The organism is Escherichia fergusonii ATCC 35469 (genome assembly GCF_000026225.1).
Taxonomy (GTDB): domain Bacteria; phylum Pseudomonadota; class Gammaproteobacteria; order Enterobacterales; family Enterobacteriaceae; genus Escherichia; species Escherichia fergusonii.
Genome location: NC_011740.1, coordinates 3,874,212 through 3,889,762 on the forward strand (window position 1 = coordinate 3,874,212; position 15,551 = coordinate 3,889,762).

General features: G+C 50.1%; 9 protein-coding genes, 1 tRNA gene, 3 rRNA genes and 1 riboswitch. Of the genes, 1 reads left to right on the top strand and 12 read right to left on the bottom strand.

Going from position 1 to position 15,551, the window contains the following annotated elements:
* Window positions 1-17 precede the first annotated feature (17 nt).
* The 8 genes from birA to btuB all read right to left on the bottom strand — a co-directional run bounded on the left by birA (window position 18) and on the right by btuB (window position 10,181).
* The gene (gene birA / locus EFER_RS18935; protein ID WP_000654602.1) at window positions 18-983 is read right to left on the bottom strand and encodes a bifunctional biotin--[acetyl-CoA-carboxylase] ligase/biotin operon repressor BirA; all 966 of its coding nucleotides are present in this window, start codon (window positions 981-983) and stop codon (window positions 18-20) included.
* Entirely contained in the window at window positions 980-2,008 is a 1,029-nt protein-coding gene (murB, locus tag EFER_RS18940) for a UDP-N-acetylmuramate dehydrogenase (RefSeq protein ID WP_001016680.1), read from the bottom strand. The genes birA and murB overlap by 4 nt, the downstream gene beginning before the upstream one ends.
* A 136-nt stretch (window positions 2,009-2,144) precedes the next feature.
* Window positions 2,145-2,260, bottom strand: a 5S ribosomal RNA gene (gene rrf / locus EFER_RS18945).
* A 100-nt stretch (window positions 2,261-2,360) separates the two neighbouring features.
* Window positions 2,361-5,265 (bottom strand): 23S ribosomal RNA (locus EFER_RS18950).
* A gap of 194 nt (window positions 5,266-5,459) precedes the next feature.
* Window positions 5,460-5,535 (bottom strand) — tRNA-Glu (locus tag EFER_RS18955).
* An 85-nt stretch (window positions 5,536-5,620) separates the two neighbouring features.
* A 16S ribosomal RNA gene (locus EFER_RS18960) occupies window positions 5,621-7,162 on the bottom strand.
* Together the 16S, 23S and 5S rRNA genes with 1 tRNA gene alongside form the textbook arrangement of a ribosomal RNA operon.
* Window positions 7,163-7,534: 372 nt before the next feature.
* Window positions 7,535-8,392, bottom strand: coding sequence for a glutamate racemase (gene murI / locus EFER_RS18965; protein WP_000201816.1), 858 nt, complete (start codon window positions 8,390-8,392; stop codon window positions 7,535-7,537).
* Complete coding sequence (gene btuB, locus EFER_RS18970; protein ID WP_000591390.1) at window positions 8,337-10,181, bottom strand: TonB-dependent vitamin B12 receptor BtuB; 1,845 nt, start codon at window positions 10,179-10,181, stop codon at window positions 8,337-8,339. Before btuB ends, murI begins: the two co-directional genes overlap by 56 nt.
* Before the next feature lie 65 nt (window positions 10,182-10,246).
* Window positions 10,247-10,436: riboswitch (cobalamin riboswitch) on the bottom strand.
* A gap of 113 nt (window positions 10,437-10,549) precedes the next feature.
* On the opposite strand from btuB, the gene trmA reads away from it, so the two are divergent.
* Complete coding sequence (gene trmA, locus EFER_RS18975) at window positions 10,550-11,650, top strand: tRNA (uridine(54)-C5)-methyltransferase TrmA (protein WP_000187029.1); 1,101 nt, start codon at window positions 10,550-10,552, stop codon at window positions 11,648-11,650.
* A gap of 39 nt (window positions 11,651-11,689) precedes the next feature.
* On the opposite strand, the gene EFER_RS18980 is transcribed toward trmA, so the two are convergent.
* From EFER_RS18980 to EFER_RS18995, 4 genes are all read right to left on the bottom strand, one after another.
* A complete protein-coding gene (locus EFER_RS18980) occupies window positions 11,690-12,049 on the bottom strand; it encodes a YijD family membrane protein (RefSeq protein ID WP_000814368.1) in 360 nt (119 codons plus the stop codon).
* Window positions 12,049-12,699, bottom strand: a complete 651-nt coding sequence (gene fabR / locus EFER_RS18985) for an HTH-type transcriptional repressor FabR (RefSeq protein ID WP_015953867.1) — start codon at window positions 12,697-12,699, stop codon at window positions 12,049-12,051. Before fabR ends, EFER_RS18980 begins: the two co-directional genes overlap by 1 nt.
* A 103-nt stretch (window positions 12,700-12,802) precedes the next feature.
* Entirely contained in the window at window positions 12,803-14,119 is a 1,317-nt protein-coding gene (locus EFER_RS18990) for a citrate-proton symporter (RefSeq protein WP_000125470.1), read from the bottom strand.
* A gap of 43 nt (window positions 14,120-14,162) precedes the next feature.
* On the bottom strand, window positions 14,163-15,329 hold the full coding sequence (locus EFER_RS18995) for a M20 aminoacylase family protein (RefSeq protein ID WP_000569556.1): 1,167 nt from the start codon (window positions 15,327-15,329) through the stop codon (window positions 14,163-14,165).
* Window positions 15,330-15,551: the final 222 nt, after the last annotated feature.

The following is a 15,551-nucleotide window of genomic DNA, read 5'->3' on the forward strand; positions in this document are numbered from 1 at the left end:
GCTAATGCTCCCCTTTCTTATTTTTCTGCACTACGCAGGGATATTTCACCGCCCATCCATGGTTTTATTATTCCATCCTGCTCAAGCAATAAAGCACCCTGTTTGTCTATTCCGCGTGAAATGCCAAATATTTCTTTATCACCAATGATAAGTTTCACTGGGCGATTAATAAAATTATCCAGCTTTTCCCAGCGCGAAAGATAAGGTGCCAATCCTTCTTGTTCGAAGAGTTCCAGCGCCGCGCGTAATTCACGTATTAGCATGGCCGCCAACGTATTACGATCGAGATTGATCCCCGCTTCTTGCAGCGTGATCCACCCCTGATTAACAACACTCTCTTCAACACGACGCATTGCCATGTTGATCCCGGCTCCAATGACTATTTGCGCCGCATCGCCGGTTTTGCCAGTCAGCTCCACAAGAATGCCTGCCAGCTTGCGATCCTGCAGATAGAGGTCATTAGGCCATTTAACACGAACTTTATCTGCACCCAGCTTGCGTAATACTTCCGCCATCACGATACCGATAACCAGACTTAAACCAATCGCCGCCGCCGGGCCTTGTTCCAGACGCCAGAACATAGACAAATACAAGTTTGCGCCAAAAGGCGAAAACCATTTCCGACCCCGGCGACCACGACCAGCCTGCTGATATTCTGCAACGCAGGCATCGCCCGATTTAAGCTCTCCGATACGATCAAGAAGGTACTGATTCGTGGAGTCAATAACTGGCAACACGGCTACACTGCCGCCATCCAGCTGACTCAATATCTTTTCGGCATTAAGTAACTGGATTGGCTCGGGCAAGCTGTATCCTTTACCCGGAACGGTAAAGACATCAACGCCCCAGTCACGCAGTGTTTGAATATGTTTATTAATGGCCGCCCGGCTCATTCCTAACGTTTCACCCAGCTGCTCACCAGAGTGAAATTCGCCATTCGCTAACAGGGCGATCAATTTCAGCGGCACGGTGTTATCCTTCATGAAATTGTCTCCACTGCGCTCACTTCACCTGATGCGCCAATAAAGCGGACTTCAGGCTCAAGCCAGACATTAAATTTTTCACCAACTTTCTGTCTTACATGATGCGCCAGCTGTACAACATCTTCGCTTTTTGCGTTGTGCTCATTTATGAGAACCAGCGCCTGTTGACGGTGTACCGCAGCACCACCAATTTGCGTCCCTTTAAGCTGGCACTGATCGATAAGCCAACCTGCTGCCAATTTTACTGAACCGTCTGTCTGGGGATAATGTGGTGCTGTTGGAAATTGTGCCAACAACGCGTTAGCCGCTTCGGCAGAAACAACAGGATTTTTGAAGAAACTACCCGCATTACCGTTCACTTTTGGATCGGGAAGTTTTGTAGTCCTCATATGACACACTGCATCAAATACTTGCTGTGGCGTTACCGTTGAAGGGTCCAGGCGAGTTAAGTCACCATACGTTAGTACAGGTTGCCAATCTTTTGGCAGACGCAGACCTACAGCTACAATAGCGAAGCGATCCTGGTATTCATGCTTAAAAATACTGTCGCGATAGCCAAAGCGGCATTCTTTAGCTGTTAAGCGCTCTTGCTTGCCTGTCGCCAGTTCAACACAGTCAACATAAGCGCAAACTCGCTGTAATTCTACGCCATAAGCCCCAACATTCTGGATAGGTGATGAACCGACACAACCAGGAATTAATGCCAGATTTTCCAGACCAGGCATACCTTCCTGCAAAGTGTATTTTACCAGGTGATGCCAGTTTTCTCCGGCCCCTACATGTAAATACCACGCATCAGGTTTATCATGAATTTCGATACCTTTGATCCGGTTGATGATCACCGTGCCGCGATAGTCTTCCAGAAAAAGTACATTACTTCCTTCACCCAGAATAAGAACGGGTTGCCCTTCTGCGGTTGCATGCTGCCAGGCATTGAGTAGTTGTTGTTCGTCTTCGGCACATACAATGTGCTGAGCATTATGATCAATGCCAAATGTGTTCCAGGGTTTTAAGGAGTGGTTCATAGCTGCTTTCCTGATGCAAAAACGAGGCTAGTTTACCGTATCTGTGGGGGGATGGCTTGTAGTTATGACGACAGGGAGAGTTTGTAGAAACGCAAAAAGGCCCAGTCTTCCGACTGGGCCTTCTGCTTTATTTGATGCCTGGCAGTTCCCTACTCTCGCATGGGGAGACCCCACACTACCATCGGCGCTACGGCGTTTCACTTCTGAGTTCGGCATGGGGTCAGGTGGGACCACCGCGCTAAGGCCGCCAGGCAAATTCTGTTTATCAACACGTCCCGTTCTGACCTGTCGATTTAATCTGTATCAAGCTTACTTGTCGATGTCTCTTCCGCCAAAACACCTTCGGCGTTGTAAGGTTAAGCCTCACGGTTCATTAGTACCGGTTAGCTCAACGCATCGCTGCGCTTACACACCCGGCCTATCAACGTCGTCGTCTTCAACGTTCCTTCAGGACCCTTAAAGGGTCAGGGAGAACTCATCTCGGGGCAAGTTTCGTGCTTAGATGCTTTCAGCACTTATCTCTTCCGCATTTAGCTACCGGGCAGTGCCATTGGCATGACAACCCGAACACCAGTGATGCGTCCACTCCGGTCCTCTCGTACTAGGAGCAGCCCCCCTCAGTTCTCCAGCGCCCACGGCAGATAGGGACCGAACTGTCTCACGACGTTCTAAACCCAGCTCGCGTACCACTTTAAATGGCGAACAGCCATACCCTTGGGACCTACTTCAGCCCCAGGATGTGATGAGCCGACATCGAGGTGCCAAACACCGCCGTCGATATGAACTCTTGGGCGGTATCAGCCTGTTATCCCCGGAGTACCTTTTATCCGTTGAGCGATGGCCCTTCCATTCAGAACCACCGGATCACTATGACCTGCTTTCGCACCTGCTCGCGCCGTCACGCTCGCAGTCAAGCTGGCTTATGCCATTGCACTAACCTCCTGATGTCCGACCAGGATTAGCCAACCTTCGTGCTCCTCCGTTACTCTTTAGGAGGAGACCGCCCCAGTCAAACTACCCACCAGACACTGTCCGCAACCCCGATAAGGGGCCAACGTTAGAACATCAAACATTAAAGGGTGGTATTTCAAGGTCGGCTCCATGCAGACTGGCGTCCACACTTCAAAGCCTCCCACCTATCCTACACATCAAGGCTCAATGTTCAGTGTCAAGCTATAGTAAAGGTTCACGGGGTCTTTCCGTCTTGCCGCGGGTACACTGCATCTTCACAGCGAGTTCAATTTCACTGAGTCTCGGGTGGAGACAGCCTGGCCATCATTACGCCATTCGTGCAGGTCGGAACTTACCCGACAAGGAATTTCGCTACCTTAGGACCGTTATAGTTACGGCCGCCGTTTACCGGGGCTTCGATCAAGAGCTTCGCGTTACCGCTAACCCCATCAATTAACCTTCCGGCACCGGGCAGGCGTCACACCGTATACGTCCACTTTCGTGTTTGCACAGTGCTGTGTTTTTAATAAACAGTTGCAGCCAGCTGGTATCTTCGACTGATTTCAGCTCCACGAGCAAGTCGCTTCACCTACATATCAGCGTGCCTTCTCCCGAAGTTACGGCACCATTTTGCCTAGTTCCTTCACCCGAGTTCTCTCAAGCGCCTTGGTATTCTCTACCTGACCACCTGTGTCGGTTTGGGGTACGATTTGATGTTACCTGATGCTTAGAGGCTTTTCCTGGAAGCAGGGCATTTGTCGCTTCAGCACCGTAGTGCCTCGTCATCACGCCTCAGCCTTGATTTTCCGGATTTGCCTGGAAAACCAGCCTACACGCTTAAACCGGGACAACCGTCGCCCGGCCAACATAGCCTTCTCCGTCCCCCCTTCGCAGTAACACCAAGTACAGGAATATTAACCTGTTTCCCATCGACTACGCCTTTCGGCCTCGCCTTAGGGGTCGACTCACCCTGCCCCGATTAACGTTGGACAGGAACCCTTGGTCTTCCGGCGAGCGGGCTTTTCACCCGCTTTATCGTTACTTATGTCAGCATTCGCACTTCTGATACCTCCAGCATGCCTCACAGCACACCTTCACAGGCTTACAGAACGCTCCCCTACCCAACAACGCATAAGCGTCGCTGCCGCAGCTTCGGTGCATGGTTTAGCCCCGTTACATCTTCCGCGCAGGCCGACTCGACCAGTGAGCTATTACGCTTTCTTTAAATGATGGCTGCTTCTAAGCCAACATCCTGGCTGTCTGGGCCTTCCCACATCGTTTCCCACTTAACCATGACTTTGGGACCTTAGCTGGCGGTCTGGGTTGTTTCCCTCTTCACGACGGACGTTAGCACCCGCCGTGTGTCTCCCGTGATAACATTCTCCGGTATTCGCAGTTTGCATCGGGTTGGTAAGTCGGGATGACCCCCTTGCCGAAACAGTGCTCTACCCCCGGAGATGAATTCACGAGGCGCTACCTAAATAGCTTTCGGGGAGAACCAGCTATCTCCCGGTTTGATTGGCCTTTCACCCCCAGCCACAAGTCATCCGCTAATTTTTCAACATTAGTCGGTTCGGTCCTCCAGTTAGTGTTACCCAACCTTCAACCTGCCCATGGCTAGATCACCGGGTTTCGGGTCTATACCCTGCAACTTAACGCCCAGTTAAGACTCGGTTTCCCTTCGGCTCCCCTATTCGGTTAACCTTGCTACAGAATATAAGTCGCTGACCCATTATACAAAAGGTACGCAGTCACCCCATAAAGAGGCTCCCACTGCTTGTACGTACACGGTTTCAGGTTCTTTTTCACTCCCCTCGCCGGGGTTCTTTTCGCCTTTCCCTCACGGTACTGGTTCACTATCGGTCAGTCAGGAGTATTTAGCCTTGGAGGATGGTCCCCCCATATTCAGACAGGATACCACGTGTCCCGCCCTACTCATCGAGCTCACAATATGTGCATTTTTGTGTACGGGGCTGTCACCCTGTATCGCGCGCCTTTCCAGACGCTTCCACTAACACACACACTGATTCAGGCTCTGGGCTTCTCCCCGTTCGCTCGCCGCTACTGGGGGAATCTCGGTTGATTTCTTTTCCTCGGGGTACTTAGATGTTTCAGTTCCCCCGGTTCGCCTCATTAACCTATGGATTCAGTTAATGATAGTGTGACGAAACACACTGGGTTTCCCCATTCGGAAATCGCCGGTTATAACGGTTCATATCACCTTACCGACGCTTATCGCAGATTAGCACGTCCTTCATCGCCTCTGACTGCCAGGGCATCCACCGTGTACGCTTAGTCGCTTAACCTCACAACCCGAAGATGTTTCTTTCGATTCATCATCGTGTTGCGAAAATTTGAGAGACTCACGAACAACTTTCGTTGTTCAGTGTTTCAATTTTCAGCTTGATCCAGATTTTTAAAGAGCAAATATCTTAAACATGACTCGTAAGTCATCTTTAACGATATTAAGGTCGGCGACTTTCACTCACAAACCAGCAAGTGGCGTCCCCTAGGGGATTCGAACCCCTGTTACCGCCGTGAAAGGGCGGTGTCCTGGGCCTCTAGACGAAGGGGACGTATCAGTCTGCTTCGCAAGACGCCTTGCTTTTCACTTTCTATCAGACAATCTGTGTGAGCACTGCAAAGCACAGTTCTTTAAGGTAAGGAGGTGATCCAACCGCAGGTTCCCCTACGGTTACCTTGTTACGACTTCACCCCAGTCATGAATCACAAAGTGGTAAGCGCCCTCCCGAAGGTTAAGCTACCTACTTCTTTTGCAACCCACTCCCATGGTGTGACGGGCGGTGTGTACAAGGCCCGGGAACGTATTCACCGTGGCATTCTGATCCACGATTACTAGCGATTCCGACTTCATGGAGTCGAGTTGCAGACTCCAATCCGGACTACGACGCACTTTATGAGGTCCGCTTGCTCTCGCGAGGTCGCTTCTCTTTGTATGCGCCATTGTAGCACGTGTGTAGCCCTGGTCGTAAGGGCCATGATGACTTGACGTCATCCCCACCTTCCTCCAGTTTATCACTGGCAGTCTCCTTTGAGTTCCCGGCCGGACCGCTGGCAACAAAGGATAAGGGTTGCGCTCGTTGCGGGACTTAACCCAACATTTCACAACACGAGCTGACGACAGCCATGCAGCACCTGTCTCACGGTTCCCGAAGGCACATTCTCATCTCTGAAAACTTCCGTGGATGTCAAGACCAGGTAAGGTTCTTCGCGTTGCATCGAATTAAACCACATGCTCCACCGCTTGTGCGGGCCCCCGTCAATTCATTTGAGTTTTAACCTTGCGGCCGTACTCCCCAGGCGGTCGACTTAACGCGTTAGCTCCGGAAGCCACGCCTCAAGGGCACAACCTCCAAGTCGACATCGTTTACGGCGTGGACTACCAGGGTATCTAATCCTGTTTGCTCCCCACGCTTTCGCACCTGAGCGTCAGTCTTCGTCCAGGGGGCCGCCTTCGCCACCGGTATTCCTCCAGATCTCTACGCATTTCACCGCTACACCTGGAATTCTACCCCCCTCTACGAGACTCAAGCTTGCCAGTATCAGATGCAGTTCCCAGGTTGAGCCCGGGGATTTCACATCTGACTTAACAAACCGCCTGCGTGCGCTTTACGCCCAGTAATTCCGATTAACGCTTGCACCCTCCGTATTACCGCGGCTGCTGGCACGGAGTTAGCCGGTGCTTCTTCTGCGGGTAACGTCAATGAGCAAAGGTATTAACTTTACTCCCTTCCTCCCCGCTGAAAGTACTTTACAACCCGAAGGCCTTCTTCATACACGCGGCATGGCTGCATCAGGCTTGCGCCCATTGTGCAATATTCCCCACTGCTGCCTCCCGTAGGAGTCTGGACCGTGTCTCAGTTCCAGTGTGGCTGGTCATCCTCTCAGACCAGCTAGGGATCGTCGCCTAGGTGAGCCGTTACCCCACCTACAAGCTAATCCCATCTGGGCACATCCGATGGCAAGAGGCCCGAAGGTCCCCCTCTTTGGTCTTGCGACATTATGCGGTATTAGCTACCGTTTCCAGTAGTTATCCCCCTCCATCAGGCAGTTTCCCAGACATTACTCACCCGTCCGCCACTCGTCAGCAAATCAGCAAGCTGATTCCTGTTACCGTTCGACTTGCATGTGTTAGGCCTGCCGCCAGCGTTCAATCTGAGCCATGATCAAACTCTTCAATTTAAAAGTTTGATGCTCAAAGAATTAAACTTCGTAATGAATTACGTGTTCACTCTTGAGACTTGGTATTCATTTTTCGTCTTGCGACGTTAAGAATCCGTATCTTCGAGTGCCCACACAGATTGTCTGATAAATTGTTAAAGAGCAGTGCCGCTTCGCTTTTTCTCAGCGGCGCGGGGTGTGCATAATACGCTTTCCCGCTACAGAGTCAAGCATTTTTTTGCTTTTCTCTGTCGAGATTCTCAGGAGAATCTCGCTGACCCGGCGGCGTGTTTGCCGTTGTTCCGTGTCAGTGGTGGCGCATTATAGGGAGTTATTCCGGCCTGACAAGAGGAAATTTAAAATAATTTTCTGAATGCGCAACATTCAACCAAATCAGCCTGAAACTGCCAGTTTTTCGAGCGTTTTGAAGCCGTAACGCTGTAAAACGGGTAATAACTGTTCAGCTTCTGGCGTCATGTCCATGCAAAAGGCAATATTCGCATCGGCGGATTTTGCATCCGGGGCTTCATGTTCTAACAACCATGCCGTTCGGCGAGCAATCGCTGCGCCAGAATCCACCAACCGTGTTCCCTCTGGCAGCACCTGTAACAGTTCTTCTTGTAGTAGAGGGAAATGGGTACACCCTAGTACAACGGTATCTGGCGGCTCTTTCATTCTTAACCACGGACGCAAGATACGTTTTAGCGCATCCAGAGAAACATCTTCGCCATGCAGCTTCGCTTCAGCCAACTCAACCATCTCTGCCGAGCCCAGCATTTCTATCTGGCATTCATTAGCGAAACGCGCGATCAGCTCATGAGTATAAGAACGTTTAACTGTTCCGCGGGTTGCCAGTAATCCGACAATGCCATTAGCTGTCAGACGTGCCGCTGGCTTAATTGCCGGAACGACACCGACAACCGGGAACGCAAACTTCTCGCGTAATGCAGGAAGTGAGACGGTACTGGCGGTGTTGCAAGCAACAACAGCCAGCGCAAGGGGATAACGCTCTTGCACCGCAGTGACAATTTCCACCACTCGCTCAACAATAAAGTCTTCGTTTTTTTCGCCATAAGGGAAAGCGACATTATCGAAAGCATAAATGTAATGGAGATCCGGTAAGAGATGCCGGATCTCATCATAGACCGACAGCCCACCGACGCCGGAGTCAAACACCAGCACGGTGGGACGTGGTTCAGAAGGTGTAGCTGCCAGACAAGGTGTATTCCCGTCCTGCAGTTTGGTAGCCATAGACTGTCTCATAATCTTTGTCGAACAGGTTGGCTATTTTACCACGAACTGTCAGGTGAGAGGTGACCGGATACGCAACCGCAAGATCCCACAAGCCCACACCGCCCATTTTGACTGACTTATAGGGCCAGGATGAGTAATCCGAATCGTATCGCGATCCCAGATATTGATAAGTTACACCCCAGTCAAAATCGAACACTTGCCAGTCGAGCTGATACTTTACTTGCTGTTTAGGACGACGTTCTAACGGTTTGTCAGTTAAGGCATTTCTGGCATCCGTATAATCGTAGCTAACGGTATGCGCCAGTGGTCCAGTATCAAAGTTTGCTGTAGCCTCAATTCCCTTAATGCGTACTTTTCCGTCGTTGTAATAACGAAGGGTATGTGGATCATAGTTAATCATTTCACTGATATCATTACGATATCCTGAAATACGCCAATTTACGCCTGCTGTTAAACCTTCAAATGCCCCTTCCCACTGTTTGCTTTTTTCCGGGTCCAGATTCGGATTACCATACATGCCATATAACTGCCCCAAATTTGGCGCTTTGAAAGCAGTTCCATAGGAAGCGATAAAGCGATAACCCTCAATAAACTCCCATCCCACACTGGATTGCCATGTTGTGTGGCGATCAAATTGCGAGTTGTCGTCATTACGCACCGCGCCTTCTAACGTAAAATCGCCAAGTTTTTGCAATCCAGTCAGATAAATCCCCGTGTTACGCTGATCGTAACCTTTTGGCAAATATCCAGTTCCAGGAGTAGTGGATTGTTTTTGCCAGTCGATACCAGCTCCAACATCACCGTGACCGACTGTGACGCTATTTGTCCACTGGAGATTGTATTGTTTCATCTCATCCAGGTTAGCTGATGCGTCATAGCGTCCATAATGTGGATCGTAGTTGTAATCTTTACTATGGCTATAACTGGAAACAAGTTGAGATTGCAGTGTTTCGCCAGCGTAGCGAAGACCCGCATCCCAGCTTTGACTATAAAGTTTTCGTGTATCAATCAGCGGAGAACCGGGAGAGTACCAGGCGTCATATTTAGTTCGGTTATCATAGCCGTAGCCACGAACAAATCCGCTCCACGTATCAGAGAAGTTATGTTCAAGTTTGCCGTAGAGTGTTTTACTTAAAAAACCGTCTCTGTCTGACTGTGGCTGCATCCCAGTGTTGCCATAGGCAACGACATCAAATCCCTTGGTATAGGCATAATCACCAAGAAGTGTTACTCGAGTATTTTCGCCAATTTGTTGCTGAGTGGAAATATCGTAATTTTGATAACTATTACTTCCCCATCCTGCTGAAATTTCAGTACCAGTATTCTCACGGGAGGTAATAATATTTATCACACCGCCAATGGCATCTGAGCCATAAATCGCTGAACGTGGCCCACGGATATATTCGATACGCTGCACCAACGCGATCGGAAACTGACTCAGGTCAGCCGCTCCACTGACACCTGCTAAATTCAGACGTACACCATCAATTAAAACCAGAGCATGGTTAGAGTTCGTTCCACGAAGGAAAATAGTTGAGAGCTGACCTTCTCCTCCATTTTGTGCAATTGCCACACCAGGCAAACGGCGGAGAACATCATTTACAGAGGAAACTTGCCATCGATCAATATCCTCACGTGTCACGACAGTGACAGGAGCGAGCACGGCACTTAATGGTTCCTGAAAACGGTTAGCAGTAACGACGAGAGTATCCGGGCTGGTATCCTGTGCCCAAGCAGAAAATGCCGTGACGGAAAACGCCGTCAGCAGCGAAGCTTTTTTAATCATTGTAAAGCATCCACAATAGAAGAAGGATGCCGCAGGCTTCATCAATATTACGCGATGATGAGAACCAGATGCGACGTTAGCCGGCAGGTCTTCGGGCTTGGAGGGGTATATAAAATACTAAGAGATGATGACTTCCCACCGGATGGCAGTGTCCGCATAACGCAATCATCGCACCTTTCCTTACCGCTGCGCGTCAGCTCCAGATTTGCACTGGATTCCCTATTAACTCACAGGACCGGCGAGTGGATGCTACAGGTTGTAACAAGTTGCTGTCCAGACGTAGCTCACAAATAGGAATACATCAAGATCTGGACATCTGATGAGCAATCCCTACAATCGCCGCGTACATTTCATTTTCAGGATACATCATGACCCCCGAACACCTTCCAACAGAACAGTATGAAGCGCAGTTAGCCGAAAAAGTGGTACGTTTGCAAAGTATGATGGCGCCGTTTTCTGACCTGGTTCCGGAAGTGTTTCGCTCGCCGGTCAGTCATTACCGGATGCGTGCGGAGTTCCGCATCTGGCACGATGGCGATGACCTGTACCACATCATTTTCGATCAACAAACCAAAAGCCGTATCCGCGTGGATAGCTTCCCCGCCGCCAGTGAACTTATCAACCAGTTGATGACGGCGATGATTGCGGGTGTGCGTAATAATCCCGTTCTGCGCCACAAGCTATTCCAGATTGATTACCTCACTACGCTGAGCAATCAGGCGGTTGTTTCCCTGCTGTACCATAAAAAGCTGGATGATGAGTGGCGTCAGCAGGCGGAAGTCCTACGTGATGCACTGCGCGCGCAGAATCTGAATGTGCATCTGATTGGTCGGGCAACGAAAACCAAAATCGAGCTGGATCAAGATTACATCGACGAACGTCTGCCGGTTGCAGGGAGAGAAATGATCTACCGTCAGGTGGAGAACAGTTTCACCCAGCCGAACGCGGCGATGAATATTCAAATGCTGGAATGGGCGCTGGACGTGACCAAAGACTCAAAAGGCGACTTACTGGAGCTGTACTGCGGCAACGGTAACTTTTCATTAGCGCTGGCACGCAATTTTGATCGGGTATTAGCTACCGAAATCGCCAAGCCGTCGGTCGCTGCCGCGCAATACAACATTGCCGCTAACCATATTGATAACGTACAAATTATTCGTATGGCGGCAGAAGAATTTACTCAGGCGATGAATGGTGTGCGCGAGTTTAACCGCCTGCAAGGGATCGACTTAAAGAGTTATCAGTGCGAAACCATTTTTGTCGACCCACCGCGCAGCGGTCTGGACAGTGAAACCGAGAAAATGGTGCAGGCGTATCCGCGTATTTTGTACATCTCCTGCAATCCGGAAACGTTATGTAAGAATCTGGAAACATTAAGCCAGACGCACAAGGTTGAACGTCTGGCTCTGTTTGATCAATTCCCCTACACGCACCATATGGAGTGCGGCGTATTACTGACGGCGAAGTAAAATCCATGCCGGATAGCATCGCATCCGGCATGCCACCTATTATTCTGTAACTTCCTGCTTACGGTTACGCACTTTAGTGCCAATCCAGAAGACCAGAATTACCGACAGTACAGCCGGGAAGAAATTCGAGCCAATAGCCGGATATTCCGCACGAACCACAGTGCTATAAAGCAGAACACCGAGAATAAAACAGGCAGCAGCCAGTCCAGGCAACCCAACCGGCATAGTGCGATTAAGGTAACGTTGATGCAGGCAGTAAACTGTCAACACCAGGGAAATAATCGGAAATACTGAAAATGGCACAATCGAGCTAAACAGCGCCGAAAACGTGCCATTAATTGACAGGCCAGCCACCAGCGCCAGCAGTAGCGTACCTTTATCCTGATTAGATTGTTTCATTACTCGTCCTTCACATTTCCCGGAATAATTGCGGTTTTATCTTGCTCACGGCGATACCAGTAATAAGCCCCTTTCGAAATCATTCGCAGTTGCAGTACCAGTCGCTCTTCTAATTGCCGACGTTGCTCGACGCCGACATCCAACGCCTCGGCCCCCGCACTGAAGACAATCGTCACCATTGCTTCGGCTTGCGCTTCAGTAAACGCACGCGGCATATGGTTTTCGAGTTCCAGATAGTCCGCAAGTTCCGCAATGAAGTGCTGAATTTCACGCGCAACCGCAGCACGAAACGCGGCGGAGGTGCCGGAGCGTTCCCGCAATAATAACCGGAAGGCGTTAGGATTATTACCGATGAACTCCATAAATGTGGAGACCGAGGTACGGATCACACTCCCGCCTTTGGCGATACGCTGACGCGCCTGGCGCATGAGTTGGCGCAGCATCAAACCGCTTTCATCAACCATGGTCAGACCAAGCTCGTCTACGTCGCGGAAATGCCGATAAAAAGAGGTGGGAGCAATACCGGCTTCACGCGCCACTTCACGCAAACTCAGGCTGGCGAAGCTGCGTTCAGCACTTAATTGGCTAAATGCGGCTTCCACCAGCGAACGGCGGGTTTTTTCTTTTTGTTGCGCTCTTACGCCCATCACGATGTTTGAATCCTTGCCAATAGTACTGCGGGCACTATACCAGAGAATAAACTGACTGGATTGATTCAGTGTCGTTAATGAATGTTGAAGTCATAAAACATTGCTACTGCAATTCCTTAGTCGGTTCTTTCACGAACAGCAACGCCAGCATAGACAGCAATGTTCCCCCGCCCAGATACCACGCCGGAGCCGTCAGACTATCCAGCAACACGATAGATTGCGTAGCGAAATATTGAGCAAAACCGCCAAAGATTGCCACACCAATGCTATAAACCAGCGCAAAACCCAATGCCCGAATACGCTTAGGTAACAGTTCGGAGATCAACAACATCACTGGTACACCGCCAAGAGTGGTAAAGCTGACCATCACAAAAACCACCGACAGCAACATGCCAGGACTTGGGTAATTCACCAACAGCCAGAACGAAGGCCAGCTACAAATCAACACCATCACACGTGAGATTAAAATCAACTTTTTACGTCCAACCGAGTCACACAGCATCCCCACTAACAGCGCCCCCGCAAACGTAATACCCCCTGCCAGTAACATCGCTGCATGAGAATAGTTTTGATTCATTCCTAAATACTTCGCTGCCCATGTACCGTAATAAAAGAGGGAGATATAGGTTGCGACTGTACTACCAATAGCGAGCAAGATACCGTTAGCGATAGTCGCTTTATGTTGCATAAGTAAGGAGAAGGCACTTTCGCTGGCTGCGGCCTTCTTATTATGTGCTGGCTCTGGAGCATCATTTTCCAGGCTCAGACGCAACCAACAGCCGACAGGCGCTAATAACACGCCAATAAAAAACGGCACACGCCAGCCCCATTCGGCCATTACGGTTTCTGAACCTGTCGCAAAGGGTAGCCATGCGCTTAAACCTAAAGCGACAACACCTCCAAAAGTTGTTGCCAGGCCCTGGGTCGCCAGCGACCAACTGCTGTAAAAACCGCGACGATTTGCCGGAGCTGACTCCACCAGTAGCGACATTGAAGCCCCAACTTCACCGCCTGCCGCAACGCCCTGAATCAAACGCGCCAGTACCAGAGTTGCCGTTCCCCAATAACCCGCCGTTTCATACGTCGGTGCGATGCCTATCATCAGTGTACCGAGGCTCATCAGGGCAATGGTGAACACCATCGCGGGTTTGCGTCCGAAGCGATCGGCCCAGGCGCCAACAATAATCCCACCGAGCGGACGCATAAAAAAGCTCACGCCGAAAGTGGCAAATGCCAGCAGAAGCGCGACGTTTTTATCAGCGCTGGGCGGGAAAAATAGTGTACTGATATAGACCACAAAAAAGTTGTAAACGCCAAAATCAAAAAATTCGAGCGCATTGCCAAACGCCGAGGCAAAAATCACCCGCCTGCCACTGGGCTTTTTCTTCACACTCACGGTTTCATTTACGATCGCCGTCATTCCATATTCCTTGCCATAAAGAGTTGTTGTGTTGTTTTTTTATTTATTGCAGCCAGGCTTCAACCAGTGCGCCCCAGTAGCTGCTTGCCGGGACCAGGCTTGCATCGTTGAAGTCGTAACCTGGGTTATGCACCATGCAGGAACCTTCTCCAACGTCGCCATTACCGAATAACAGGAAACCGCCTTTTGGTTGGGCTTCCAGCATGAAAGAGAAATCTTCACTGCCCATCAGGGGCTTGATGCCAAACTCGGCCCGCTCTTCACCAAACGTTTTACACGCCACCTGCCAGGCGAAGCGCGCCATCTCCTCGTCATTCACTAATACCGGTGTACCGTTAACATGCGTAACCTCAGCCGTAGCGCCAAAGCTGACAGCCTGGGCCTGTGCCAGAGCAGGAATACGGGTCAGAAGAAGTTGCCGGGTGTCGCGGCTAAGAGAGCGAACGCTGATTTTCATCTCAGCACTGTCAGGAATGACGTTAGCCGCCTCACCCGCAACAATGCTGCCAACGGTAATTACCGCCGCTTCCAGCGGATCGACATTGCGCGACACAATGCTTTGTAATGCGGTGGTGATATGTGCCGCGACCAGCACCGGATCGATGGCTTTGTGCGGGATCGCACCGTGTCCGCCACAACCACGAACCGTAATATGGAACTGATCCATTGACGCCATTAGCGCCCCAGGCTGGAAATAAAACTTACCCACCGGCAGACCGGGCATGTTATGCATGCCGAAAATGACATCGCAGGGGAAACGGTCAAAAAGCCCCTCTTTAACCATGATCTCACCGCCGTTAATCATCTCTTCCGCAGGCTGGAAGATAAGACGTAACGTGCCGTTAAAACGGCGGGTTTCGGCCAAATAACGCGCGGCACCCAGCAGTATGGTGGTATGCCCGTCATGCCCGCAGGCGTGCATTAAACCAGGATGTTTACTGGCCCAGGGCTTGCCACTATTTTCATAAATCGGCAACGCATCCATATCTGCCCTCAGGCCAATACTTTTCTCTCCGTCGCCCACTTTTAACGTGGCCACTATCCCCGTCGTCGCCAGTTCTTGCTCTACTTCATAGCCCCACTGGCACAGCTTTTCCGCCACCAACGCACTGGTTTTAAATTCCTGTAATCCCAGTTCCGGGTTTTCGTGGATCTGATGGCGGATCTCGCGCAGTTCTTCCTCAAACCCACGAATATAGTGTTCGATCATCGGCTATTCCTTTATTTACTTATAAACAGGCTAATTAACGGATTTTATTGATGGTATAAATACAAATATTCCATCAATATAAAATACTTATATATTTGTTTTATAAGAATATTTCATAAAGACAATAACAAAAAAGCACGCTTCGGCAAGATAAAACCATCAGCTATAAGAAAAAGCGATTAATAGGGAATTAATAAAATAAGAAGGAGGAAGACAAAGCAA